23 protein-coding genes are annotated in these 24772 nt (G+C 70.7%); 13 read left to right on the top strand and 10 right to left on the bottom strand.

Going from position 1 to position 24772, the window contains the following annotated elements:
* Positions 1-110: 110 nt before the first annotated feature.
* Entirely contained in the window at positions 111-1730 is a 1620-nt protein-coding gene (locus ACFYXF_RS02795; protein WP_389347422.1) for an acyl-CoA synthetase, read from the bottom strand.
* A gap of 195 nt (positions 1731-1925) precedes the next feature.
* On the opposite strand from ACFYXF_RS02795, the gene ACFYXF_RS02790 reads away from it, so the two are divergent.
* The 7 genes from ACFYXF_RS02790 to ACFYXF_RS02760 all read left to right on the top strand — a co-directional run bounded on the left by ACFYXF_RS02790 (position 1926) and on the right by ACFYXF_RS02760 (position 7651).
* Positions 1926-2726: a crotonase/enoyl-CoA hydratase family protein gene (locus tag ACFYXF_RS02790; RefSeq protein WP_389347420.1), complete on the top strand. Its 801-nt coding sequence runs from the start codon at positions 1926-1928 to the stop codon at positions 2724-2726.
* Positions 2727-2747: 21 nt separating this feature from the next.
* Positions 2748-3695 carry a Zn-ribbon domain-containing OB-fold protein gene (locus ACFYXF_RS02785; RefSeq protein ID WP_389347418.1) on the top strand — a complete coding sequence of 316 codons (948 nt, stop codon included), beginning with the start codon at positions 2748-2750 and terminating at the stop codon, positions 3693-3695.
* Positions 3692-4750, top strand: a complete 1059-nt coding sequence (locus ACFYXF_RS02780; RefSeq protein WP_389347416.1) for a thiolase domain-containing protein — start codon at positions 3692-3694, stop codon at positions 4748-4750. Before ACFYXF_RS02785 ends, ACFYXF_RS02780 begins: the two co-directional genes overlap by 4 nt.
* The gene (locus tag ACFYXF_RS02775; protein ID WP_389347414.1) at positions 4740-5906 is read left to right on the top strand and encodes a thiolase domain-containing protein; all 1167 of its coding nucleotides are present in this window, start codon (positions 4740-4742) and stop codon (positions 5904-5906) included. Before ACFYXF_RS02780 ends, ACFYXF_RS02775 begins: the two co-directional genes overlap by 11 nt.
* 83 nt (positions 5907-5989) lie before the next feature.
* Positions 5990-6232 (top strand): DUF397 domain-containing protein, encoded by a 243-nt coding sequence (locus tag ACFYXF_RS02770; protein WP_055523791.1) that lies wholly within the window; start codon positions 5990-5992, stop codon positions 6230-6232.
* A 258-nt stretch (positions 6233-6490) separates the two neighbouring features.
* A complete protein-coding gene (locus ACFYXF_RS02765; RefSeq protein ID WP_389347411.1) occupies positions 6491-7090 on the top strand; it encodes a CGNR zinc finger domain-containing protein in 600 nt (199 codons plus the stop codon).
* A gap of 63 nt (positions 7091-7153) precedes the next feature.
* Entirely contained in the window at positions 7154-7651 is a 498-nt protein-coding gene (locus tag ACFYXF_RS02760; RefSeq protein ID WP_105968051.1) for a hypothetical protein, read from the top strand.
* Between the two features lie 51 nt (positions 7652-7702).
* Here ACFYXF_RS02760 and ACFYXF_RS02755 read toward each other — a convergent pair whose 3' ends face one another.
* Both ACFYXF_RS02755 and ACFYXF_RS02750 read right to left on the bottom strand, forming a co-directional pair.
* Entirely contained in the window at positions 7703-9679 is a 1977-nt protein-coding gene (locus tag ACFYXF_RS02755) for an N-acetylmuramoyl-L-alanine amidase (RefSeq protein ID WP_389347409.1), read from the bottom strand.
* A 217-nt stretch (positions 9680-9896) separates the two neighbouring features.
* Positions 9897-11042 carry an aminoglycoside phosphotransferase family protein gene (locus ACFYXF_RS02750; protein WP_389347407.1) on the bottom strand — a complete coding sequence of 382 codons (1146 nt, stop codon included), beginning with the start codon at positions 11040-11042 and terminating at the stop codon, positions 9897-9899.
* A gap of 233 nt (positions 11043-11275) precedes the next feature.
* Between ACFYXF_RS02750 and ACFYXF_RS02745 the strand changes: the two genes are divergently transcribed.
* On the top strand, positions 11276-12775 hold the full coding sequence (locus tag ACFYXF_RS02745; protein ID WP_389347405.1) for a hypothetical protein: 1500 nt from the start codon (positions 11276-11278) through the stop codon (positions 12773-12775).
* Positions 12776-12824: 49 nt separating this feature from the next.
* Here ACFYXF_RS02745 and ACFYXF_RS02740 read toward each other — a convergent pair whose 3' ends face one another.
* Positions 12825-14267, bottom strand: a complete 1443-nt coding sequence (locus ACFYXF_RS02740) for a PP2C family protein-serine/threonine phosphatase (protein ID WP_389347403.1) — start codon at positions 14265-14267, stop codon at positions 12825-12827.
* A gap of 485 nt (positions 14268-14752) precedes the next feature.
* On the opposite strand from ACFYXF_RS02740, the gene ACFYXF_RS02735 reads away from it, so the two are divergent.
* Positions 14753-15193, top strand: coding sequence for an SsgA family sporulation/cell division regulator (locus ACFYXF_RS02735; protein WP_369031721.1), 441 nt, complete (start codon positions 14753-14755; stop codon positions 15191-15193).
* A 17-nt stretch (positions 15194-15210) separates the two neighbouring features.
* On the opposite strand, the gene ACFYXF_RS02730 is transcribed toward ACFYXF_RS02735, so the two are convergent.
* A complete protein-coding gene (locus tag ACFYXF_RS02730) occupies positions 15211-16839 on the bottom strand; it encodes an alpha/beta hydrolase (RefSeq protein WP_389347401.1) in 1629 nt (542 codons plus the stop codon).
* Between the two features lie 216 nt (positions 16840-17055).
* Between ACFYXF_RS02730 and ACFYXF_RS02725 the strand changes: the two genes are divergently transcribed.
* Positions 17056-17946 carry a GNAT family N-acetyltransferase gene (locus ACFYXF_RS02725; RefSeq protein ID WP_389347399.1) on the top strand — a complete coding sequence of 297 codons (891 nt, stop codon included), beginning with the start codon at positions 17056-17058 and terminating at the stop codon, positions 17944-17946.
* A gap of 19 nt (positions 17947-17965) precedes the next feature.
* Here the strand turns inward: ACFYXF_RS02725 and ACFYXF_RS02720 are convergent, their stop codons facing one another.
* The gene (locus ACFYXF_RS02720) at positions 17966-18457 is read right to left on the bottom strand and encodes a nucleoside deaminase (RefSeq protein ID WP_389347397.1); all 492 of its coding nucleotides are present in this window, start codon (positions 18455-18457) and stop codon (positions 17966-17968) included.
* Between the two features lie 159 nt (positions 18458-18616).
* Between ACFYXF_RS02720 and ACFYXF_RS02715 the strand changes: the two genes are divergently transcribed.
* Positions 18617-19393: a GNAT family N-acetyltransferase gene (locus tag ACFYXF_RS02715; protein WP_389347395.1), complete on the top strand. Its 777-nt coding sequence runs from the start codon at positions 18617-18619 to the stop codon at positions 19391-19393.
* A 586-nt stretch (positions 19394-19979) separates the two neighbouring features.
* Here the strand turns inward: ACFYXF_RS02715 and ACFYXF_RS02710 are convergent.
* Positions 19980-20861: a GNAT family N-acetyltransferase gene (locus tag ACFYXF_RS02710; RefSeq protein WP_389347393.1), complete on the bottom strand. Its 882-nt coding sequence runs from the start codon at positions 20859-20861 to the stop codon at positions 19980-19982.
* A gap of 168 nt (positions 20862-21029) precedes the next feature.
* On the bottom strand, positions 21030-21317 hold the full coding sequence (locus tag ACFYXF_RS02705) for a GlsB/YeaQ/YmgE family stress response membrane protein (protein WP_389347391.1): 288 nt from the start codon (positions 21315-21317) through the stop codon (positions 21030-21032).
* Positions 21318-21516: 199 nt separating this feature from the next.
* On the opposite strand from ACFYXF_RS02705, the gene ACFYXF_RS02700 reads away from it, so the two are divergent.
* The gene (locus ACFYXF_RS02700; RefSeq protein ID WP_389347389.1) at positions 21517-22980 is read left to right on the top strand and encodes a hydrolase; all 1464 of its coding nucleotides are present in this window, start codon (positions 21517-21519) and stop codon (positions 22978-22980) included.
* 73 nt (positions 22981-23053) lie between these two features.
* On the opposite strand, the gene ACFYXF_RS02695 is transcribed toward ACFYXF_RS02700, so the two are convergent.
* Together ACFYXF_RS02695 and ACFYXF_RS02690 are read right to left on the bottom strand one after the other, a co-directional pair.
* Positions 23054-23494: an SPW repeat protein gene (locus tag ACFYXF_RS02695; protein WP_389347387.1), complete on the bottom strand. Its 441-nt coding sequence runs from the start codon at positions 23492-23494 to the stop codon at positions 23054-23056.
* 79 nt (positions 23495-23573) lie between these two features.
* Complete coding sequence (locus ACFYXF_RS02690) at positions 23574-24536, bottom strand: LysR family transcriptional regulator (RefSeq protein WP_389347385.1); 963 nt, start codon at positions 24534-24536, stop codon at positions 23574-23576.
* Positions 24537-24673: 137 nt separating this feature from the next.
* Between ACFYXF_RS02690 and ACFYXF_RS02685 the strand changes: the two genes are divergently transcribed.
* Positions 24674-24757, top strand: a complete 84-nt coding sequence (locus ACFYXF_RS02685) for a putative leader peptide (RefSeq protein ID WP_351532065.1) — start codon at positions 24674-24676, stop codon at positions 24755-24757.
* Positions 24758-24772 lie beyond the last annotated feature (15 nt).

The raw sequence follows: 24772 nt of genomic DNA, 5'->3' as shown, positions 1-24772 counted from the left end.
GTGGTGCGTGACGAAGCGGCCGAAACGGCCGACGCCGACACTACCGGTACGGCTCGCATTCACCTCCGGTTCAGTCCCGCGCGATCATTGACCCGGCGTTGAACAAACCCTTACTGATCTGCGGCTACGGCCACTTCACGCGCCCACCGGTAGTCCGCCTTGCCGCTCGGCGACCGCTGGATCGCCTCCGCGATGACCAGTTGCCGGGGGATCTTGTAGCCCGCCAGCTGGGTACGGCAGTGCAGTTGTACGTCCGTCAGGCTCGGTCGCGTCGCACCCTCGCGCAACTGCACCACCGCCGCCACATGGTTGCCCCACGTCGCGTCCGGGACGCCGGCCACGAGTGCGTCGTACACGTCCGGATGGGACTTGAGCGCCTGCTCGACCTCCTCCGGATACACCTTCTCCCCGCCGGTGTTGATGCACTGCGAGCCCCGGCCCAGGACGGTGACGACACCCTCCTCGTCGACCGTCGCCATGTCGCCGAGCAGCGACCACCGCTCTCCGTCCTTCTCGAAGAAGGTCTCCGCCGTCTTCCGCGGGTCGTTGTAGTAGCCGAGCGGTACGTGGCCGCGCTGGGCGATCCGGCCCACCTCGCCCGGGGGCACCGGTTCGTGGGTGGCCGGATCCACCACCTGGGTACGGGAGTTGACGCGGATACGGAAGCCGCGTCCCGGGCCCGAGTCCTCGGTGGCCGTCCCGTTGAAGCCCGACTCCGACGACCCGAAGTTGTTCAGCAGCATGCAGTTCGGCACCAGGGCCTGGAACTGGGCGCGCACCGTCTCCGACATGATCGCGCCGGACGACGAGACGCTGAACATGGACGAGCAGTCCGTGCCCTTCATGGGCCCGTTGAGCGCGTCGATCAGCGGACGGAGCATCGCGTCGCCCACCAGGGACACGCTCGTGACCTTCTCCCGCTCGATCGTGCGCAGCACCTCCTCCGGCACGAACTTGCGGTGGATCACCACCCGTTGGCCGAAGTTGAAGGCGATGAACGCGGTCAGGGTCGAGGTGCCGTGCATCAGCGGGGGAGTGGGGAAGAAGGTGATCCCGTCACCGCCCGCCGCGACCCGCTCGGCCAGCTCCTGCGGGGACTTGACCGGCTCGCCGGTCGGGGCGCCACCGCCCAACCCCGAGAAGAACAGGTCCTCCTGACGCCACATCACCCCCTTGGGCATGCCGGTGGTGCCGCCGGTGTAGATGATGAACTGGTCGTCGCCGGAACGGTCCGGGAAGCCGCGCTCGGGTGACCCGGCGGCCTCGGCAACGGCGAAGGCCACGGCGTCCAACTCGGGCGCGTCCGCAGCCGGTTCGCCCACGCGGATCAGATGCCGCAGCGCCGTGGCCCGGGGTCGTACCCCCACCACCCGCTCCGTGAACTCCGCGTCGAAGACGAGGGCGACGAGGTCGGCGTCCCGGTAGAGATACGCCAACTCCTCTTCCACGTAGCGGTAGTTGACGTTGACCGGCACGATCCGCGCCTTCAGGCACCCCAGCACGGTCTGGAGGTACTCGATCCCGTTGTAGAGATGCAGCCCCAGATGCTCGCCCGGACGGATCCCGCTGTCGATCAGATGGTGGGCGATCCGGTTGGCGGCGGCGTCCAACTCCGCGTAGGTCAGACGGCGTTCCGCGCCCGTGCCCGGATGGTCGATGTACATCAGTGCCGCACGGTCGGGCACCACGTCGACCACCGACTCGAACAGGTCGGCAAGGTTGTACTCCACCGCTCCTCCTGACCCCGGGCACTGCTTGCGGTTGTCGGCTCGCCGGTCATCAGAGCAAAGGGCGCGGCAACTGTGAAGGGGCCGCGTCGAAGAAATCTGACTACCTGTCAGAAAACCCTTGAAGTGCTTCCTCCGCTCCTGCAACCTGTTCTCGTTCTTTCACCTGTTCTCGTTCTTTCAGAGGGGAGACGGTCGATGGGTGGCACGGAACACCTGACCGTGCGGCGTGAGAACGCCACACTGGTGCTCACGCTCAACAGGCCGGAGGCCAAGAACGCGCTCTCGCTGCCGATGCTCGTCGGGCTGTACGACGGCTGGGTCGAGGCGGACGAGGACGACGCCGTCCGCTCCATCGTGCTCACCGGAGCCGGGGGCGCCTTCTGTGCGGGGATGGACCTGAAGGCCCTCGCCGGGAGCGGTATGGAGGGGGAGCAGTACCGCCACCGGCTCAAGGCGGACCCCGATCTGCACTGGAAGGCGATGCTCCGCCATCACCGCCCCCGCAAACCGGTGATCTCCGCGATCGAGGGGTACTGCGTCGCCGGCGGCACCGAGATCATCCAGGGCACCGACATCCGGGTCGCGGGCGAGTCGGCGACCTTCGGGCTCTTCGAGGTCAAACGCGGCCTCTTCCCGATCGGCGGCTCCACGGTCCGCCTCCAACGCCAGATCCCGCGCACCCACGCCCTGGAAATGCTGCTGACCGGCCGCCCGTACACCGCCCAGGAGGCCGCCGCGATCGGCCTGATCGGACACGTGGTCCCCGACGGAACCGCCCTCGACAAGGCGTTGGAGATCGCCGAGCGGATCAACGCCTGCGGCCCGCTGGCGGTGGAGGCGGTCAAAGCCTCCGTCTACGAGACCGCCGAACTGACCGAGACCGACGGCCTCGCCGCCGAACTCAAGCGCGGCTGGCCCATCTTCGACACCGCCGACGCCAAGGAAGGCACCCGTGCCTTCGCCGAGAAGCGCCCGCCCGTCTACAAGCGGGCCTGACCTGCGAAGGAGCACCCCGGGATGACCACCGAAGTCCTCAAGGCCCCACTGGTCGTCGAATTCCCCTTCACCCGCTCCCTGGGCCCCGTCCAGAGCGCCTTCCTCACCGGCCTGCGCGAACAGGTCGTCCTCGGTGTCCGCACCACCGACGGCCGCACCCTCGTCCCACCCGTCGAGTACGACCCGGTGACCGCCGACGAGATACGCGACCTGGTCGAGGTCGCCCCCACCGGCACGGTCACCACCTGGGCCTGGAACCACGCCCCGCGCCGGGGCCAGCCCCTCGACACGCCCTTCGCCTGGGTCCTGGTCCGCCTCGACGGCGCCGACACGGCCCTGCTGCACGCCCTCGACGCCCCCGGCCCCGACGCCGTCCACACCGGCATGCGCGTCCGCGTCCGCTGGGCGGCGGAACGCTCCGGCGCGATCACGGACATCGCCTGCTTCGAACCGTACGACAGCCCGAGCGCAGGTGAACCGCCCGACCACGACGGGCAGTTCGAGTCGATGGTGACCGGCATCGTCGCCGAGGCCCGCCTCGACTACACCTACTCGCCCGGCCGTGCCCAGACCGCCTACATCACGGCCCTCGCCGACCGGCGGATCGTCGGGGAGCGCTGCCCGTCCTGCCGGAAGGTGTACGTCCCGCCGAGGGGCGCCTGTCCCACCTGCGGTGTCGCCACCTCCGAGCAGGTCGAGGTGGGACCCGGCGGCACGGTCACCACGTTCTGCATCGTCAACATCAAGGCGCGCAACCTCGACATCGAAGTGCCGTACGTCTACGCCCACATCGCCCTCGACGGCGCCGACCTCGCCCTGCACGGCCGGATCGGCGGCATCCCCTACGACCAGGTGCGCATGGGGCTGCGCGTCGAACCGGTGTGGACGGAAGGGGGCCGCTACCCCGACCACTACCGGCCCACCGGCGAACCCGACGCGGACTACGAGACGTACAAGGAGTCGCTGTGACACGCGAGATCGCCGTCGTCGCCTTCGCGCAGACCGAACACCGGCGCACCAGCGACGAGTTGTCCGAAGTCGAGATGCTCATGCCGGTACTGCACGAGGTGCTCGACCAGACCGGCCTGAAGACCAGTGACATCGGCTTCACCTGCTCCGGCTCCTCCGACTACCTCGCCGGCCGTGCCTTCTCCTTCACCCTCGCCCTCGACGGCGTCGGCGCCTGGCCGCCGATCTCCGAGTCGCACGTGGAGATGGACGGGGCGTGGGCGCTGTACGAGGCGTGGACCAAGCTGCTGACGGGTGACGCCGACACCGCGCTGGTCTACTCGTACGGCAAGTCCTCGCCCGGCTCGGTGCGTGACGTCCTGACCCGGCAGCTCGACCCGTACTACGTGGCGCCCCTGTGGCCGGACTCCGTGGCCCTCGCCGCACTCCAGGCGCAGGCGCTGATCGACGAGGGCCACACCGACGAGCCCGCGCTCGCCGCGGTCGCCGCCCGGAGCCGGGCGGATGCGGAGGCCAACTCCCATGCCCAGCTGCGGGGTTCGGTGCCGCAAGGGGACTATGTCGTACGTCCGCTGCGCACCGGGGACTGCCCGCCGATCGGCGACGGAGCCGCCGCCGTGATCCTCGCGGCCGGTGACCGCGCCCGGGAGCTGTGCGAGCGGCCCGCCTGGATCCGGGGCATCGACCATCGCATCGAAGCGCACTCGCTGGGCGTCCGCGAGCTGACCGACTCGCCGTCGACGCGCCTCGCCGCCGAGAAGGCGGGCGCCTTCGAACGGCCCGTGGACACCGCCGAGTTGCACGCGCCGTTCACCTCGCAGGAGGTGGTCCTGAGGAAAGCCCTGCGGTTGGGCGACGAGGTCCGCGTGAACCCGTCCGGGGGCGCCCTCGCCGCCAACCCGATCATGGCCGCCGGGCTCATCCGCATCGGCGAGGCCGCCGCCCGAATCCACCGGGGCGAGTCCGACCGGGCCCTCGCCCACGCCACCTCCGGGCCCTGTCTCCAGCAGAACCTGGTCGCCGTACTCGAAGGGGAGCCCCGTCATGCCCAGTGAACCCGTGGCGGTCGTCGGGATCGGCCAGACCAGGCATGTCGCCGCCCGACGGGACGTGTCCATGGCCGGGTTGGTGCGGGAAGCCGCGCAACGGGCCCTCGCGGACGCCGAGTTGACGTGGGCCGACATCGACGCCGTCGTCATCGGCAAGGCGCCCGACTTCTTCGAGGGCGTCATGATGCCGGAGCTGTATCTCGCCGACGCGCTCGGCGCGGTCGGGAAACCGATGCTGCGCGTGCACACGGCGGGCTCTGTAGGCGGCTCGACCGCCCTCGTCGCCACCAACCTCGTCAGGTCCCGTGTCCACGCCACCGTCCTCACCCTGGCCTACGAGAAGCAGTCCGAGTCGAACGCCATGTGGGGGCTGTCCCTGCCGATCCCCTTCCAGCAGCCCCTGCTGGCCGGGGCCGGCGGCTTCTTCGCCCCGCATGTCCGTGCGTACATGCGGCGCAGCGGTGCGCCTGACACGGTCGGCTCGCTGGTCGCGTACAAGGACCGGCGCAACGCGCTCAAGAACCCGTACGCGCATCTGCACGAGCACGACATCACGCTGGAGAAGGTCCAGGCCTCGCCGATGCTGTGGGACCCGATCCGCTACTCCGAGACCTGCCCGTCCTCGGACGGTGCCGTCGCGATGGTCCTCACCGACCGTGCCGGAGCCGCCCGCTCCCCGCGCCCGCCCGCCTGGCTGCACGGCGGCGCGATGCGCAGCGAACCCACGCTCTTCGCGGGCAAGGACGCCGTGTCGCCGAAGGCGGGCCGGGACTGCGCGGCCGACGTGTACCGGCAGGCCGGGATCGCCGACCCGCGCCGGGACATCGACGCCGTCGAGATGTACGTGCCGTTCTCCTGGTACGAACCCATGTGGCTGGAGAACCTCGGGTTCGCGGCGGAGGGCGAGGGCTGGAAGCTGACGGAGTCCGGGGTCACGGAGCTGGACGGAGACCTCCCGGTCAACATGTCGGGCGGTGTTCTGTCCACCAATCCGATCGGCGCCTCGGGCATGATCCGCTTCGCGGAAGCGGCCCTTCAGGTGCGTGGGATGGCCGGAGAACACCAGGTGGACGGGGCTCGCCGGGTCCTCGGGCACGCCTACGGCGGTGGCTCCCAGTTCTTTTCCATGTGGCTCGTCGGCAGCGAACCGCCCACCTCCTGAAGCATCCCCCTCACGTGGCCTGTCGGCGGCAGGAAGCGATGGCTAGGCTGGCCGCGGACGACGAAACCGGGAGGAGCACGGACGTGGCCGAGAGCACGATCCAGGAGCACCCGCTCGCGGGCTGGGACAAGCCGGAGCTGGACCTCAGCAACGCCGACTGGCAGTCCAGCAGCAGTGGGCGGGGGGATGTCCAGATCGCCTTTGTCGAGGGATTCATCGCGATGCGCAACAGTGGCCGCCCGCACAGCCCTTCCCTGATTTTCACGCCCGCGGAATGGGGCGCGTTCGTGTCGGGGGCACGGGAAGGGGAGTTCGACCTGACCTGATGCTTTGTCGCCCCCGCCGCCCCTACCCGTCCCATCCTCGGGGGCTCCGCCCCCGAACCCCCGCATCGCGCTGAACGCGCTCGTCCTCAAACGCCGGACGGGCTGACTACCCAGCCCGTCCGGCGTTTGAGGACGAGGCCGTTCAGGCCGACAGCGGGGGTCTGGGGGCGGCAGCCCCCAGGGGATGGGAATGGGTAGGGGCGGCGGGGGCGAGGAAAAATCGCGCTAATGGGTGTGGTGGGGCTTAGCATTAGGGGCATGCGGGACCTGATCACCAGCGACGCGCGGCTCGCCCTCGACCTTGCCCTCACCGTCCGCCATGACGGTGAGGGTGGTGTCGCCGACGACCTCACCGACCCCACCGGCCTCACCACCTGGGTGCGCGCCCACCACGACACCCTGCCGGACACCGACCGCTTCGTCGCCGACGAGCCCGCGCTGACCGCCGTAAGAGAACTGCGTGCCGCCGTCCGCACCCTCTTCGCCCGCGCGGTGCGGCCCGGGGAACCGAGCCCGGCCGACGCGGCCCGGCTGCTGCCCCTGCCCGAGGCGCTGCGACGGCTCAACGCGGCCGCCGCCCGAACGCCCACCGTCCCCGTGCTCGACTGGGCCGACGACGCCGAACCCGTCGTTCGCCACCAGGGCGTACGCGGTGAGGAGGAGATCGTGGCCGTGCTCGCGCAGGCCGCTGTCGCCTTTCTCGCCGGCCCGGACCGGGCACGGCTGCGGGCCTGCCACGCACCGCGCTGCGTGCGCTACTTCCTCAAGGAGCACCCGCGCCAGGAGTGGTGCAGGCCGGCCTGTGGAAACCGGGCCCGCGTCGCCCGCCACCACGAGCGGCACAAGCAGGCGAGCTAGCGCGGTGTGCGTCGGCGGTGCCCGAGGGACATGGAGGTCCGGCGGGACACGTACCATTGCCGTATGTCGTTCCTCCGCCGCCGCAGTGCCACTCCCGCCGGCCCCGACTTCGATGTTCTGGCCATGGATCCGGGTGACTGGCCCGGCAATCTGGGTGCGGGCCTGCTGCCCGCCCCGGATGGCAGCTGCCAGGGCGTTTTCCTGCGCTACGACCTGTTCGGCGGCCGTGGTCCCGCGATGGTCATCGGCAATCTGCCGGAGGGCTCCCCGGCCCGTGACGTCGCCGAGGACGAGGTCCCGTTCGAGGTCGCCCAGCTGCTGCTGGCCCTGGAGAACGAGGAGGAGGTCACCGTCGTCGGCACCGAGGACGTCCCGGTGATGCAGGGCGACAACCTCCTGATCGTGCGCCGCCTCAAGCTCTCCGAGAGCCGGATCGCCTGCGTCCAGTTCGACCGCAGTGACAATGTTCTGGTGACCATCGCGGCGTGGGACCGTCCGATCACCGACGACCTGTACGCGCTGCTGAAGCCGCTGCCCGCGGAGCTTTTCCAGACCCAGTGACGTGATCGCGTACAGGGTGAGGGGCGAGCCCCTCACCCTGTTGCGCTTCGCTCAGCGGAGCGTGAGTCGTACGTCCGCCGCCCTCACGAACGCCACCCGGTGGCCGAACTGGATCTCGTAGTACTGGTCCTTGCCGACCACGACCCGGTGCGCGGATGTGTCGAAGGTGACCGCGTAGTAGTACTCACCCGGCACCTTGTCCCCAGCCACGTACTTCTGGCCCGCGGGCAGCTTGTACGGCAGCGGCGAGACCGCCTGGGCCGGGACGCCCGCCGGATAGGCCGAGGCCTCCGGGTACGCCCTTCCGTACACCGGGATCTCCGTCAGACCCTCCCTCGGTGTGACGACCGCCGCGGTCGCGTTCACCGCCGTCGGGTTGGCGGCCGGGTTCTGGAACCAGGCCTTCTGGCCGAGGTACCAGATCGCCGTCCAGTCGCCCCTGCGCTCCGCGACCGCGTACTGCTGGCCGGTGGAGGCCCGCGACCCGACGTCGTTGACGCCGGTCGACGAGGTGCCGTCGCCCGAAGGGTGCGTCCCGATGTCCTTGACGAGCGATGACGTGGTGTCCGGCTGGGAGTACAGGCGTACTTCGCTCGACCCGTGAGCCGCGCACGCCTGGCCCGCCGTGGCGCAGCCCGTGTACACCGGCCGGTTCGACGCGTAGTCCGGGCGGATCGTCACCACACCGCTGTCGGCCCGGCGGGCCGTCGGCTCGAAGGGGCGGCCCAGCAGGGTGAAGTAGTGCTGCCAGTCCCAGTACGGGCCCGGGTCGGTGTGCATCCCGGAGACCGTCGAGGTGGTCGGACCCGGCACGTTGTCATGGCCGAGGATGTGCTGGCGGTCCAGCGGAATGCCGTACTTGGCCGCCAGATACTGCACCAACCGCGCCGACGCCCGGTACATCGCCTCCGTGTACCAGGCGTCCGGGTTCGCGAGGAAGCCCTCGTGCTCAAGGCCGATCGACTTGGCGTTGACGTACCAGTTGCCCGCGTGCCAGGCCACGTCCTTCGCCTTCACATGCTGCGCGATGTGCCCGTCCGTCGAGCGCAGCGTGTAGTTCCAGGACACGTAGGTCGGGTCCTGGACCATCGTCAGTACGCCGTTCCAGGCGCCCTCCGTGTCATGGACGACGATGTACCGGATGCTCTGGCCGGCAGGCCGGTTGCCCAGGTCGTGGTTGCCGTAGTCGCCGTCGCCGAACTCCTCGTAGGGCGCCGGAATCCACTCGCAGGACACCGTCACCGGGCACTCGGTGCCCTCGGCGGACACCGTACGCAGCCCGGTCCGCCTCAACTGGGCGGTGTCGGGGGCCAGTTCGGGGCGCGCGGCGAGGGCGACCCGCTGTCCCTCGTCGGTCGTGCGCCGCTCGCCGGTGCGCAGCACGTCGTACACGTCATCGGCGTACGCCGCCGCCGTCGCGGTGTCGTCGGCGCCGGAGAAGCGGGCCACCGCGCCGTACCAGTCCGCCGGGTCGGCGCTGAGCGGCTCGGCGAGGTCCTGCTGGGCGGCGGCCAGCAGGGCGGCGCCGCCGGCGACGTTGGCCGACGGGTCGGTACGGAGTTGCTCGGGTGCCAGCCCGGTCAGCTCGGCCGCCTTCGTCAACGTGCGCAGGCGGGGCGGGAGTTCGGCCTGTGTCGGCACCTCCGTGGTGGGGTGCAGGGCCGGGCGGGCACTGTCGCCGCGCGCGTCCTCCGTGCCCTCGCTGTGGTGCGGGGCGTCGGCGAGGGCGGTCCGGGCGTCGGTGAGGTGCATCGGGCCGTAGCCGCCGGTGACGCTGGGCGCCCCGGCGTGCGTGTCCCAGCGGGACTGGAGGTAGGAGACGGCGAGCAGGACGCTCTGCGGTACGTGGTATTCGGCTGCCGCCGCGGCGAACGCGCGCTGCAGCCGGTCGGCCGGGGCGGCGCTGTCGGCCGGGGCCGCGCCGAGCAGCGGCAGGAGCAGCGCCGCCGAGGCGAGCGCACCGGCGGTTCTGCGCAGGCGTCTGTGTCCGGGATCGGTGGGGTGACTGGGGTCGGCGGATCCTCGCAAGGCGGCCTCCTGGGACGGGCGGTCGTGGGGGTGCGTACGGGGCCGAAACGTATGTCAGTGCTATCGGCTGCCCGACGATCCGTCAATGATGCCCAGAGGCCGGTGAGTTCCCATGTCAATGAGGGTGCGGGCGGCGTTTCGCGACGTCCCGCGCCCGGACATGACGAAGGCCCGCGCTGCGCCGCTGTCCAGGCGCATCGCGGGCCCACGTCCCCCGTCAGCGAGTGCCGACCGCCGCGCGTACGGCCCGTCGGGCCAGCTGGCAGTCGTCGTGCAGCCGCCTCAGCAGCAGCCGCTGTTCCTCGCCGGACGGCGCAGCACCCGGTTGGGCCGGTCCCGGTGCCGCCGGGGTCGTCTCGTGCATCGAACGCTGCACGGCCAGCTCGTAAGTACGGATCTCGCGCGTCAGTACCAGCATCAGGTTCACCAGGAAGGCGTCCCGTGCCGCCGGTCCCGCCGACTGCGCGAGCTGGCTGATCTGCCGCCTGGCCACCGGCGCGTCACCGAGGACCGCCCACAGCGTCGCCAGGTCGTACCCCGGCAGATACCAGCCCGCATGCTCCCAGTCCACCAGCACTGGACCGGCCGGTGAGAGGAGGATGTTGGACAGGAGTGCGTCGCCGTGGCAGAACTGGCCCATGCCCTGGCGGCCCGCCGAGTGCGCGATGCCGTGCACGAGTTTCTGCAGATCACCCATGTCCCGGTCGGTGAGCAGACCCAGCTCGTGGTACCGGGAGATACGGGCCGCGTAGTCCAGCGGGGCGTCGAACGTGCCCGCCGGGGGGCGCCAGGCGTTGAGCCGGCAGATCGCGCTCAGCGCCGCCCTGATGTCCGCACGTGGCGGTGCCTCGACCGGATGCCGCTGCAGGGCCGCGACCCGGCCCGGCATCCGTTCGATGACCAGCGTGCAGTTGTCCGGGTCCGCCGCGATCAGCCGGGGCACCCGCACCGGCGGGCGGTGCCGGACGAACGAGCGGTAAGCGGCTATTTCGTGCCGGATCCGCTCGGCCCAGGCTGGTGACTGGTCCAGTAAACACTTGGCGACGGCCGTGCTCCGCCCTGTCGTCCCGACCAGGAGCACCGAGCGTCCGCTGCGGCGCAGCACCTGCACCGGAGCGAACTCCGGGCAGATCCGGTGCACCGCCGCGATCGCCGTGCGCAGCTGGGCGCCCTGCGTGCCGGACAGGTCGAGTCTCCCGCTGAGCGGCTGCGTACCGATCCCCGGCAGCCGTCGTGCCCGGCCGGCACCGGCACCCAGTACAGGGGCCGCCGGACGCGCGGGGTCGAGGTAGGGGCCGCTGCCACCCGGGCGGGGGTGCAGCAGCCGGGGAGGGGCGGACACGGAGGACGATGCTGCGTACATGGGCGAAACAGATCCCTTCGTGTGCCTGCGTCGGTCGTGCGCTGCCCGGCCCGGCCGCTCCGGTGCACCCTGGGGAGTGTTCCTCGGCGACCGGGTCGGGGTGGCGCTTTCCTACCTGACACCCGGTGACCAGTGGCACACCATCTGGCGAACCCTGGCGAACCCTGGCGAATAGTCGCTCAGCAACTGACAGACGGTTACTGTCAACTCAGCCGAGAACCTGGGGGCTTGACGTGAGCGGACAACCCAACACTCGTCTGACGGACCTGTTCGGCCTGGCCGGCTGGTCCAAGGGCGAACTCGCGCGACTGGTCAACCGGCAGGCGGCGGCCATGGGCCACCCCCAGCTGGCGACGGACACCTCGCGGGTGCGGCGGTGGATCGACACGGGAGAGATCCCGCGCGATCCGGTGCCGCGTGTACTGGCTGCCCTGTTCACCGAGCGTCTCGGCCGTGTCGTGACCATCGAGGACTTAGGTCTGGTCCGGCACGGGCGTGTGGGGAAACGGCCGGGCGCCGGGAGTGCGGAAGCTCCCGACGGTGTGCCGTGGACGCCCGATCGGACTGCCGCGGTCCTCACCGAATTCACGGGAATGGACCTCATGCTCAACCGACGCGGCTTGGTGGGTGCGGGCGTCGCGCTCACCGCAGGCTCCGCACTCAGCAGTGCCATGCACGACTGGCTGCACACCGACCCGACTCTCTCCGCCGACGCTCCCGACCTCGACAACCCCCTGCACGCCGATCCCGCCGGTTTCGACCGGTACGAGGCCGCCCCCATCGGGTGGCAGGAGATCGAGGAACTGGAACGCGCGGTCGAGGTGTTCCGGGCCTGGGACGCCGCCCGCGGCGGCGGGCTCCAGCGCAAGGCAGTGGTGGGTCAGCTCAACGAGGTGGGCGGCATGCTCGCCTACCGGCACCCCGAACCCCTCCAGCGGCGCCTGTGGGGCGTCGCCGCCAACCTCGCCGTCCTGGCCGGCTGGATGTCGCACGACGTCGGCCTGGAACCCACGGCCCAGAAGTACTTCGTCATCGCCGCCCACGCGGCCCGAGAGGGCGGCGACCGGCCGCGCGCCGGGGAGGCGCTCTCCCGGGCGGCCCGCCAGATGGTGCACCTGGGCCGGCCCGACGACGCGCTCGACCTCATGAAGCTCGCCAACTCCGGTTCGGGCGAGGAGACCCTGCCCCGCACCAAGGCCATGCTGTACACCGTCGAGGCCTGGGCACAGGCGTCGATGGGGCACGGCCAGGCGATGCGCCGCACCCTCGGCCAGGCGGAGGACCTCTTCGTCTCCGACAAGGGTGATGTGCCGCCGCCGAGCTGGATGCAGATGTTCAAGGCGGAGGACCTGTACGGCATGCAGGCCCTGGCCTACCGCACCCTGGCCGAGCACGAGCCGGGCGCGGCCGTGCACGCCCAGTACTACGCGGAGAAGGCCCTGGAGCTGCGGGTCGACAACCGCCAGCGGTCGAAGATCTTCGACTATCTGTCCATGGCCTCCGCCTGCTTCATCGCGGACGACCCCGAACAGGCCGCCGGCTACGCGCGGTTGGCGCTGGTGTCGATGGGCTCGAATTCCTCCCACCGCACCTGGGACCGGCTGCGCGAGATGTACCGGCTCACCGCCGCGTACTCCAGCTACCCGAAGATCAACGAACTCCGCGAGGAGATCAAACTGTCGCTGCCGAAGCAGACGAAGGGGAGGGGCGGCAACAACACCGGGCGGGTCTAGCCCCCGCCCGGCAGTCCTGCCCCGACCGTCCTACGGGGCCACGGCAGTCCTACGGGGCCACCCTGGCGACGAGTACGCAGGCGTCGTCCTCCCGCTCGGCCTCGCCGAACTCCTCCACCACCGCCCGTACGCATTCCTGCGCGGTCCGCGCCTCGCCGAAGCGCGGGGCCAGTTCGAGCAGGCGGTGTGCGACGGCGGTACCTTCCCGGCGCCCGGGCACCAGTCCGTCGGTGTGCAGAAGGAGCACATCGCCCGGTTCCAGGGTCTCCTCGGCCTGTCCGTAGACAGCGCCCGAGGTCGCGCCGAGCAGAACGCCGCTCGGTGGGTTCAGCACGCGCCCCGTCCCGTCGCGGAACAGCAGCGGGGCGGGGTGTCCTGCCTGCGCCCAGGTGAGGGTGCGGGTCTCGGGCCGGTAGCGGCAGCAGATCGCGCTGCCCAGGGCCGGCTGGACGGACGCGTCGAGCAACTGGTTGAGCCAGGACATGAGTTGGCCCGGCTGTGTGCCCGCCACGGCCATCCCGCGCAGCGCGCCCAGCAGCATCGCCATGCCCGAAGTCACGGTCACCCCGTGCCCGGTGAGGTCTCCGACGCTCAACAGGGTGTCGCCGTCGGCCAGTTCGAGCGCGTCGTACCAGTCGCCGCCGATCAGCGCGCTCGTCGAGGAGGGGAGGTAGTGGGCGGCCAGGTCCAGGGCCTGGGGTCCCTGGCGCGGGAGCCGCAGGGAGCCGCGCCACGGCGGCAGCACAGCCTCCTGCAACTCGACCGCGAGCCGGCGCTCGGACTGCGCGTGGTGCCGGTGACGCTGGAGCGAGTCACGGGTCTCGCTCACCGTCCTTTGGCTGCGCCGCAGTTCGCTGACGTCCCGCAGTACGGCCCACATGGAGGCGGTGCTGCCGTCGGCGTCGAGCACGGGCTCGCCCATCATGTGCACGGTCCGCACGCCGCCGTCGGGCCGGACGACGCGGAACTCGCCGTCGATGGGCTTGGCGTCGATGAGACAGTCCGTGACCATCGCGGTGAGCCTTCGCCGGTCCTCGTCGAGGACCAGGGAGGGCAGTTCGTCGAGGGTGAGCGGGTCCGCGGTGGGGTCCCGGCCGAGGATCTGGTACAGCTCACCGGACCAACTGGCCTCGTCCGTAAGGAGGTTCCACTCCGCGCTGCCGACCCGGCTGAGGAGCGAGTCGCGCCGGGGAGCGGTCGGCACGGCTCGCAGTGCGGGCACCGCCTCGGCGGCCACGGGAGCCTCGGGCAGCGGCTGCGGTCCGTCCCGCAGTTGGGCCAAGTGCTCGTCGAGGTCGTTGAGTTGATGCAGTGCCAGATCGTACAGAGCGCGCTGCCAGCGTCCCTCCGGGTCCGAACCGTCGGCAGGAGTGTCCCGTCGTACGGCATCCACGTCGCCCTTGAGTCGGCGGGCCTGTGTGATGAGCGCGTCGACCGAGCCGCGCGCGGGCGGCTGGGCGGCTGGACGGTCCGCGGAGAGATGGGGCGGCATGACGCACTCCGATGAAGGGACGGTACGACCAAGGCTGAAGGAAGGACCGGTTACGACTCTTGCACAGCCTGCGACGCCCTGTAAGGGATTTGGCAACACCCGATACGGTGGTGCTTCTGGCATATGCCACAGTCTTCTCGGGCGGTTTTCCTGGTGTGAAAGCGGTACGCGTCCGGTGTGCCAAGTCGTAGTCGGGGTACGCGACTTGATGGATCGATGGAGATGAGTGGCAACTCATTCACTCGCGTGTTCGACGGCTTTTTGTGCGATGTGCGGCTGCGTGTTGCCGGGGCACAGGGTCAGGTTGCCCCCGAATCGCCCGTCGGTCCGCGATCCCTGCGGAAAACCACGCCAGTTAGTGATGCAGCTCACAATAAAAGCTGCGGATTCCGCGTAATCGGAGAGGCCATTTCGGGGTCGTAACACCACGTCGGCACAACGCGTCGGCATCAGCATCGTCGGCCCGAACCGGAGCGGAGACTGCCATGGACGTCACCCTCGAACAGCCCGCGCGCGCACGCCTGATCACCTCGGAGGAACAGGAGCTTCCCGTCCGTGCCACGCTCCGCTACGCCTCGACCGATCCACTGGCCGTGCACATCGACTTCCCGGCGGAGGCCGCCCTTGACGGCGAGGGGGTGAGCTGGACCTTCGCCCGGAGCCTCCTGGAGGAGGGTGTCCGACGGCCCGCCGGGGGCGGTGACGTGCACATCTGGCCGTGCGGGCCCGCACGGACGGTCCTGGAACTGCACTCGCCGCACGGCCTGGCCCTGCTCCAGTTCGACACCCCGGCCCTGCGCCGCTTCCTGCTCCGTACGTTCGCCGTCGTGGCGGCCGGGAGAGAGGACCTCGGCGACGCCGTCGACCGCGGCCTCTCCGACCTCCTGGGCGCCCCTTCGGCGGGCGGTGAGGGCAGGGAGCAGTGAGGGGGGCCTAGGGGGCCTCAGTCGGCCTCGTCCGCGCCGCAGGAGCTGCCGTCGGCCGGGAGGGAGCCGTACAGCAGGAAGGCGTCGACCTTGCGGTGCACGCACTTCGAGGACGCGTACCCGGTGTGGCCCTCGCCCTTGTTGTCGAGGACGACCGCCGACGAGCCCAGCCGCTCGGCCGTCTCGGTCGTCCAGCGGTACGGCGTGGCCGGGTCGCCGCGTGTGCCCACCAGGAGCATCTTCGGGGTGTCGACGTCCCGGACCTCGGTGCGGATGAAGTTCGTGCCCCTGGGCCGGCCGTAGCACGTCAGAACCTCGGTGAGGCGGTACCGGCCGAACACCGGGGATGCCTTCTCGTACGAGGCGCGCAGAGCGGCGAGATCCTTGGTGATCCGGGCCGCCGTGGGGCGGTCGGGATCGTCCGCGCAGTTGATCGCCATCAGCGCGGCGGGAAGGTTGTCGATGGGCACCTCGACCTCGTCGACGAGATGGCCGCCGGAGTCCGGGGAGGGGCTCTGTCGTACGAGGGGCTGCCGCACGGGGTTCTCGGGCGCGGGGGTCTGTCTCGGGGGGACGGCGACACCTCGGCCGGCGAAGGCCATCACCCCTCTCGCGTCACCGTCCTCGACCAGTCCGGCGAGGGCCCGCTCCAGGGGCGGCCACATCCGCCTGCTGTAGAGCCCCTGGCCGATGGCTCCCACCAGATCCTGACCGGAGAAGCGGTCGCCGTACCCGGTCGGCACCGGGTCCTCGTCGAGGGAGTCCACCAGGTCGACGACCCGCTGGCGGGCGACGCGCACGTCCTGCCCGAACGGACAGGCGATGTCGATCACGCACCAGGTGAGGAAGGCCTCCAGCGCGGTCTGCTGCCCGGCGGCGCCCGCGAGACCCTGCTCGGCGAGCGACTCGGTGAGGGTGTCCACGCCGTCCAGGACGAACCGGCCCACCTTCTTGGGGAACTGGGTCGCGTACACCGCGCCGAGCCGTGTCCCGTACGAGAAACCGAGGTAGTTGAGCTTCTTGTCGCCGAGGGCCTCGCGCATCACGTCAAGGTCGCGGGAGGCGTTCACGGTGCCGATGTGCCGCAGGACGGGCCCCGAGTGCCTGGCGCAGGCCTGGGCCGCCTTGCGCAACTGTTCGAGCACGGCACGCGGATTGTCCCCGGCCTCGCCACCGGTCACCTCGACGTCCGTGGCCGAGTCCGTGCCCTCGCCGCAGCTGACGGGGGAGGACCGGCCGACGCCGCGCGGGTCGAAGGTGACGACGTCGTAGCCGTTCGTCAGGCTCATGAAGTCCTTGCCCTCATAGGCGAGTTGGCTGACGCCCGGGCCGCCGGGACCGCCGAAGTTCAGCAGCACCGAACCCCGCGACTTGCCCGTGGCCCGGTACCGGGCCATCGCCAGTTCGAGGGTGTCGCCGCCGGGCTTCGCGTAGTCGAGCGGCACGGTGACCTTGCCGCACTGGAGGCCGTCCGTCGGCGGCTCGTAGAGGGCCCCGGCGGCGCAGGCCGACCAGTCGATCTCCTGGTCGTAGAAGCGGGACAGGCCGGGCTCGTCGTCCGCCGCGGCCACCGTCGGCGAGCCCGCCCCCAGCAGGGCGAGCGTCGCGGCCGAGGCGAGCGCCCGGCGTCGGTACGCGGACCGCATGAATGCCTCCAGGGGCGGGGTCCCGGCTGTGGGCCGGGACGGCGCCCTCGAACACGATATGCGGGTGACCAGGGGCTCGCCTCCCGGCGGCCGGGCGCGGGCGACGGTTACGCTGGGTGGTCGAGCCCCAGCCAAGAGCCATGACCAAGAGCCATGACCGAAAGCCGTGGCCGGGCGGGGCCGGTATCCCCCCATGGAACGGAACGGAGCACACCCATGACCACCTCCGCCGGCCCGATCTCCCCGGGCCCCGAAGACCTCGTCGTCACCCGGGCCACGCCCGAGGACTGGCCGGTGGTGACCGGATGGGCGGGCGACGAGGGCTGGAATCCGGGGCTGTCGGACACCGCCGGGTTCTTCGCCCAGGACCCCGAGGGCTTCTTCGTCGGCAGGCTCGACGGGGAGCCGGTCTCGGCGATCTCGGTCGTCAACTACGGTGACGCGTACGCCTTTTTGGGTTTTTATCTCGTCCGTCCCGATGTACGCGGCCGGGGCTACGGGATCACCACCTGGAAGACCGCGCTGGCCCACGCGGGCACCCGTACCGTCGGCCTCGACGGCGTGGTCGCCCAGCAGGACAACTACCGCCGCTCCGGCTTCGAACCCGCCCACCGCACCGTCCGGTACACCGGGACCGCCCCCGCCGCCGACACCCCGGCGCGCGTACGTCCCGTACGGCGGGAGGATCTGGCGGCGATCTCGGCGTACGACACCCTGTGCACCCCCGCCGACCGGCCCCGCTTCCTGGAGTACTGGCTGAGCGCCCCGGGGCATCGGGCCTTCGTACGCGTGGCCGACGGCAACCGCGCCGGAAACGGGGCCATCACCGGCTACGGAGTCGTCCGCCCCGGCCGTGACGCGTCCCGGATCGGCCCGCTGTTCGCCGACACCGCCGACGACGCCCGGGCGCTGTTCGCCGCGCTGACCGCCGGCGCGGCCGGGACGGAGGTCGCGATCGACGTCCCCGAGCCGAACACGGCGGCCGTCGCGATGGTGGAGGAGGCGGGCTTCGCGCCGTCCTTCGAGACGGCACGCATGTACACGGGCCCGGTACGGGAGTTCGCGGGGGAGAGGGTCTTCGGGGTGACCACGCTCGAACTCGGGTAGCGGATAACTCCCGTACGGATCAGCCTTGTTGAGGTGCGGCGGTGTGGAACCGGCGGTGCAGCTCGCGAACGTCCTCGGTCAGTTCCGGCACCGGGCCCTCGACCGTCACTCCGGGCGCGATCTCCTTGACCGGCAGGGGCCGAACCGGGGCGGCGGGAACGCCCAACTCACCGAGCCAGGTGGTCAGTTGCTCGGACGAGGCGACGTACACGATCCGTCCGAGGCCCACCCAGGCGTGCGCCGCGGCGCACATCGGGCAGTGCTCGCCGGAGGTGTAGACGGTGGCCGCCGCCCGCTGCTCCGGGGTCAGATGGGCCGCGGACCAGCGGGCCAGCTCGAACTCCGGGTGGCGGGTGCGGTCGCCGGACGCCACCCGGTTGTGGTCCTCCGCCAGGACGGCGCCCTCCTCGCCCACCAGGACGGAGCCGAACGGCTCGTCGCCGGCCGCCAGGGCCTCGGCGGCCAGCTCCACGCAGCGGCGCAGATAGGGCAGTTCGTCGCTCTTCACCATGGCTGACGGGGCCTCCTCGCGGTGCGGTTCCAGGGTGCAGAGTACGTCCGTGCGGCAGGGAAGGTCCGGTGCTTCGCATGTGCGAACTGATCCGGAGGGTGACGTATCCCAGGTGTCAATACCGTTGCGCTTGCCGCATCGGGGTGCTGGAGTTACGGCATGGATCATGTAGGTGTGCTCGCCCTTTACGACCGGGACATGCGCGAAGGGGCACAGCCCGACGGGCCGGGCGCCCGGATCGAACGTGTGGGCGGGGTGGTGCGCCAGGTCGCCGACGCCCAGGGCTGGAACGGGGTGGTCTGGTCCGATCTCGACGCGGACAGCGCTGATGAGGCGATCGCCGAGCAGATCCGCCACTACAGCGGCCTCGGACGCGGGTTCGAGTGGAAGCTTTACGGCCACGACCTCCCCATCGACCTGGGGCAGCGGCTGCGGACGGCGGGGTTCACGCCCGAGCCCGAGGAGACGCTGATGATCGGCGAGGTCTCCGCCCTGACCTTCGACACCGAGCCGCCCGAGGGCATCCGTCTCGTCCCGGTGACCGACCGGGCAGGCGTCGACCTCGTGGCCGACGTGCACGAGAAGGTCTTCGGCACCGACAGCTCCCGGCTGCGGCACCAGCTGCTCGCCCGGCTCACCGACGACCCGGACACGATCACGGCCGTCGTGGCGCTGGCCGGCGAGGAGCCGGTGAGCGCGGCCCGCATGGAACTCGTCCCCGGGACCCGGTTCGCCGGGCTGTGGGGCGGCGGCACCGTCGAGGCCTGGCGCGGCAAGGGCATCTACCGCGCCCTGGTCGCCCACCGTGCCCACGACGCCGTGGAGCGCGGCTACCGCTACCTCCAGGTGGACGCCTCCCACCAGAGCAGACCCATCCTCGAACGCCTCGGCTTCGAACCCCTCACCACGACGACGCCGTACGTGTACGAGCCCTGAGCGCCGCGGGGCCGCACCGCTGCGCGGCAACGCACCGAGCCCGACGACCGAGGGAGCGGGCCCCGTGTCGGCGGCGGACACAGGGTGGGCCGCCGACCGACACCGGGGCGGGATGCCGGGCGCGGCTTCGAGGGCCGAGGGGGGACTTTACGGCCCGGTGCGTGGCTGGGTCTGGGCCTGGGCCCGTGGCGGGGGTGGACATCGGGTGGGCCCTCGGCCGACACAGGGGGCGGGGCGTCGGCTGTGGCTTCGTGGGCCGAGCTGGGACTCCAAGGCCCGGGACGAGCCCTGGCCGGGTCGGACGCCGGGCGGGCCTCGCGCCGGTTCGGGGGCGGACACCGGGCGGGCCCCTGGCCGAGATGGCGCGGGGGCGAGCAGCCGACCGACACCGGGGTGGGCCGCTGGCGAACACCGGAGCAGGCTCCTGATCCAGAACGGGGCCGGGCGGGGGTCGCTGGCCGCAAACGGGGGCGGGTCGCCGGCCGGCACCGGGTCGTGCCCCTGGCCGAGACGCGCCGGGGGCGGGCTGCCGGCCCCGAACGGGGCGAGCAGGTGACCGCCGCCGGGCGGGCCGTCGGTCGCCGGTTCACAGGGCGAGCTGGAACTCCACCGCCCGGTGCGTGGGTACGTACCCCAGTTCATCGTTGATGCCGAGCATCGGTGCGTTGCTGTTCGCGGTGTCGGTGAGCAGGCCCGTGAGGCCGGGGTGGTGGGCGCCGGCCCGGCGGATCGACTCGGCCTTCATCCAGCGGCCCAGGCCGTGGCCGCGGTGCTCGGGGAGCACGGCCGTGCCGTAGTGCTGTCCGTTGCCGCGGCCGTCGCCCGGTACCACCAGTTCGGAGAAGCCGACGACCGAACCGTCAGTCGTGTCCAGCGCGGCCACGGTGTGCAGGAGGTCGCCGCGCTTGGCGATCGCCTCGGCCGCCGCCAGGATGCGGTCGACGTCCCACACGACCGTGCCGTAGTCGGTGTCCTCCATCGGCATGTCGTCCATGGCGCGGCGCGAGTCGGCGTAGCTCCGGGCCAGTTCGGGCGGCACGGTGCCCTCCCAGGACGTCAACCGGTAGCCGGGGTGCGGGAGTTCGACGAGCCGGGTGATCTCCGCGAGGTTCGCGTCCGCGAGGACCAGTCGGGCGTACGTCAGTGTCAGCACCCGGCGGAAGCCCCGGTCCGTCAGGAAACGGTCGCCGGGGGAGTCCTCCTCGGCCTGTGCGACGAGTGATCGTCGTCCGTCGGTTCGGGCTGCGGTGACGGCGGCGTCCAGGAGCGCGGTGCCGGCACCCTGCCGGCGCTCGGCGGGGTGGACGGTTATCTCCAACTCGGCGAGATGCTTCTGGCCCTCCTTGGTGAACAGGCGGAGGAACGCGGAGCCGAGTGGTGTGCCGTCGGAGTCGGCGGCCAGCCAGGCGAGTCGGCGGCTCGATGCGCTGGGGGTGGGATCGGTGAGTGCGGTGATGCGTGGGGGCAAGTCGTCTCCGTGACGGTCAGTGGCGGCAGGCAGTGTGAAACCGCGGGATTGGCGGGGGCTTGTGGCGCAGTTCCCCGCGCCCCTTTGGGGCGCGGGTGAACCGCACATGACTCTGCCGACCCTGTTTAGTCCCCTTGGCTCAGCGCCCGCAACGGAATTCCCTCCTGCTCAACGCCGCCTGCTGCCGTGACTGCGGCGAGGTGCCTTCGCCCGGTCCAGTGCCGCCACGCCGAACGCCGCTAGGCCGATCTGGATGAGCCACTCGACCCAGTCGATACCGTCCGTGTCGGACACGTCGAACCCGGCGGCTATCGCCGAGCCGATGAGCGCGGCCACGATGCCGACCGCGATCGTCCAGAGGATGCCGATGCGCTGGCGCCCCGGGACGACAAGTCGGCCCAGTATGCCGATGACGGTGCCGATGATGATGGCGCCGATGATGCTGGAGATCGTCATTTCCGCCCCTCTATGCCGATATTGCCGATGCATAGCTAGTGCCCGCTGCGGGCCGGGACAGTCTGTTCAGCCTCCTGGGCGTCATGTACATTTCAAAACTGCGTCGCGTAGGGGACGGCCAGTGGTCGTTCTACGCGCGAAGACTCCCCCCTCGTACAACCTCTTCAACCTCTTCCCACCCCAGACGGAGGTTCGCCGGATGCCCTCGTTCAGAAGCTCCCCGCATCGAAGACTCGGTTCCGGAGTCACCACGGCCGTGGCCGTGTTCGGTCTGCTCGCCACCAGCGCCGCCGTTCAGATGTCCACGGCCGCCCCGGCCGAGGCGGCCACCCCGCACCGCATCCTGTTCGACAACTCCAAGGCCGAGACGGCAGGCAACGCCGACTGGATCATCAGCACCAGTCAGCCGGACCCGCTGAGCCAGGACTCCAGCCCGTCCTCCGAGACCGACTGGACCGGGGCGATCTCCGCCTGGGGCGTCGCCCTGCAGCAGACCGGCGACTACTCGCTGAAGACGCTCGCCTCGGGCGGCACCATCACCTACGGCACCTCGGCCGCCACCGACCTGCAGAACTTCGACACCTTCGTGCTGCCCGAGCCGAACGTCCTGCTCTCCACGGCCGAGAAGACCGCCGTGATGACCTTCGTGCAGAACGGCGGCGGACTCTTCCTCGTCTCCGACCACACCGGCGCCGACCGCAACAACGACGGTGAGGACGCCGTCGAGATCATCAACGACCTGATGAGCAACAACAGCGTCGACAGCACGAATCCGTTCGGGTTCACCGTCGACACGCTCAACGTCAGCACCGACGACCCGAGCGCCATCTCCAGCAGCACGGACCCGGTCCTCAACGGGGCCTTCGGCACGGTCACCGGCAGCATCATCCGCAGCGGCACGACGGCCACGCTCAGCCCCTCCGTCAACTCCTCCGTCAAGGGCCTCGTCTACCGCACCGGTTACTCCGGCAACACCGGAGCCTTCTTCGCCACCAGCACCTTCGGCAGCGGCCGGGTCGCCTTCTGGGGCGACAGCTCCCCGATCGACGACGGCACCGGCCAGTCCGGCAACACCCTGTACGACGGCTGGAACGACACCGCCGGCACCAACGCGGAACTCGCCCTCAACGCCACGGCCTGGCTCGCCGGTGCCACCGACGACGACGGCGGTGACGACGGAGGCGGCGGCACCTGCACCGCCGCCCAGCTGCTTGCCAACCCCGGCTTCGAGTCCGGCAGTTCGTCCTGGACCGCGACCAGCGGTGTCATCACCAGCTCCAGCAGCCAGGCCGCCCGTACCGGCTCCTACAAGGCCTGGCTCGACGGCTACGGCTCCGCCCACACCGACACGCTCGCCCAGTCGGTGACGATCCCGTCCGGCTGCTCGGCCACCCTCAGCTTCTATCTCCACATCGACACGGCCGAGACGACCACCTCGACGGCGTACGACACCCTCAAGCCGCAGATCCTCAACAGCAGCGGCACGGTCCTGTCGACCCTGGCCACCTACTCCAACCTCAACGCGGCCAGCGGGTACACGCTGCGCAGCTTCGACCTCAGTGCCTACGCGGGCCAGACGGTCACCGTCAAGTTCACCGGCGTCGAAGGCTCCACCCTCCAGACGTCCTTCGTCATCGACGACACGGCGCTCAACGTGAGCTGAACCGTCAGTCGAACGGCGAGCGGCCCGGTTCCCTCCAAGGACCGGGCCGCTTCCGGGTATGTCCCGCTTCCGGTTATGTCATGCTGGAGCTTCTCGCCGTCGCACCCGCGCTCAGCAGCCCCAGGAACAGGGCCAGGACGCCGATGATGATGTTGTTGAGTACGACACCCGCGTCAGGGCTGTCGCCGACGATCCACGGCGAGACGATCATCCAGACGCCCATCGCGCACAGGGCCCCGCTGAGGCCGTACATGCGTTCGGGGGTGTTGGTGAATCCGAGGGCCAGCAGGCCGATCGCGATGCCCATGATCAGGTTGTGGGTCACGAGCGGGGGCTGGCTCGTCGTGTAGTGGAGGATCCAGGGGGATGCCGCGCAGTACAGACCGACGAGGAACACCGGTCCGTCCACGAGCGCCACATCGCGACCGCCGAGCATACGGGCGTACCGCGCCCGCATTTCGTGTACATCAGGGTGACTGGAGATGTCACCTCTGGTGGGCGAGACGTTGGCCATGACTCGTCTCCTTCGACTGTGCAGGCCTGACCGCGTCTGATGCGGTGTGCGGTAAATGCCGCCTACCTGCATTCTGCTCTTATTTTTCCTTTATGCGTAGTGTGGCGACGCTGGGTTCCCCGTCCGGCACGGTGAGTGTCCCGCCCAGCTCGCGGGCCCGGCGCACGAACACCTCGTGCAGGTCCCGCGCGGCCAGCGGCACGGACTCGGCCCGGCGGCGCTGGAGCGTCAGCAGCACCTCGGTGGTGTCGTCCTCCGCGATCGGCCGGTAGGTGAGGATCCCGGACCGCTCCAGCGGGTCCCCGATCACGCTGAAGTCGGGCAGCACGGTCGCCCCGAGCCCCTCCGCGACCATCAGCTTGCCCATCTCGGCGCCGTCCGTGGAGTACGCGAACGCCGCGCCGTCACCGCCCAGCAGCCGGTGCAGATAGCGGTGCATGACGTACCCGGCGCGCATCGCGATCAGCGGCCCGGCGAGCAGATCGGCCACCGACACCGCCGGCCGGGCCGCGAGGGGACTGTCCGGACGTACGCACACCACGGGCCGTCCGCGCAGCAGTTCGGTGCTCTCGAAGCTGGCGGGCACGTCGTCGCCCTCCAGCTGGTTCACCAGCCCGAGATCGAAGCCGCCCTCCGTGAGCCCCCGGTGGATCTCCGCCTGCTGTACGTCGACCACCTCGACCTGTGTCAGCTCGTGCGCCGCGCGGAACTCCCGGACGGCGGGGATGAGCAGCGGCACGGTCGCCGCGTTCACCGTGCCGACGCGCACCATACGGCTGATGCGGTGCTGCTCGCCCGCCGCCGCTCTGAGCCGGTCCACCGCGTCCAGCACATTGACGATGTGCGGCAGCAGCTCCCGCCCCTCCGTGCTCATCGTCGCCCCGGACCGTTTGCGCTCCAGCAGATCGACCCCGAGTTCCCGCTCCAGATTGCGTACGGTCTCGCTCAACGCGGGCTGGGAGAGGCGCAGTTCCTCAGCCGCCCGGCGCAGCGAACCGAGCCGGGTGACGGCCGCGATGTATTCCAGCTGTTCAATACGCACCGCAGCAGAATGCGGGCGCCGGAACGGCCGGTTCAAGGGTTTCCCTGTCACGCCTTCGTGAAATCAGGTGGTCCGCGATACGAGACCGGTCGGGTTTTCCTTGACTGCCCTCTTCGGCGGCTGTCACGATCGATGGCATGAAGATGCGACTGGACCTCACGCGGCGACGCCACGTCGACCTCGCGCGCGTCTCCAGCGCCTCCTGTTGTTCCGCGGCCTGATCCCCGTCCCGATCC

It is taken from the genome of Streptomyces sp. NPDC002680, assembly GCF_042889145.1.
Classification (GTDB): Bacteria; Actinomycetota; Actinomycetes; order Streptomycetales; family Streptomycetaceae; genus Streptomyces; species Streptomyces adonidis.
The sequence above is the reverse complement of the archived record's forward strand: the minus strand, read 5'-3'. Positions and strand labels throughout refer to the sequence as shown.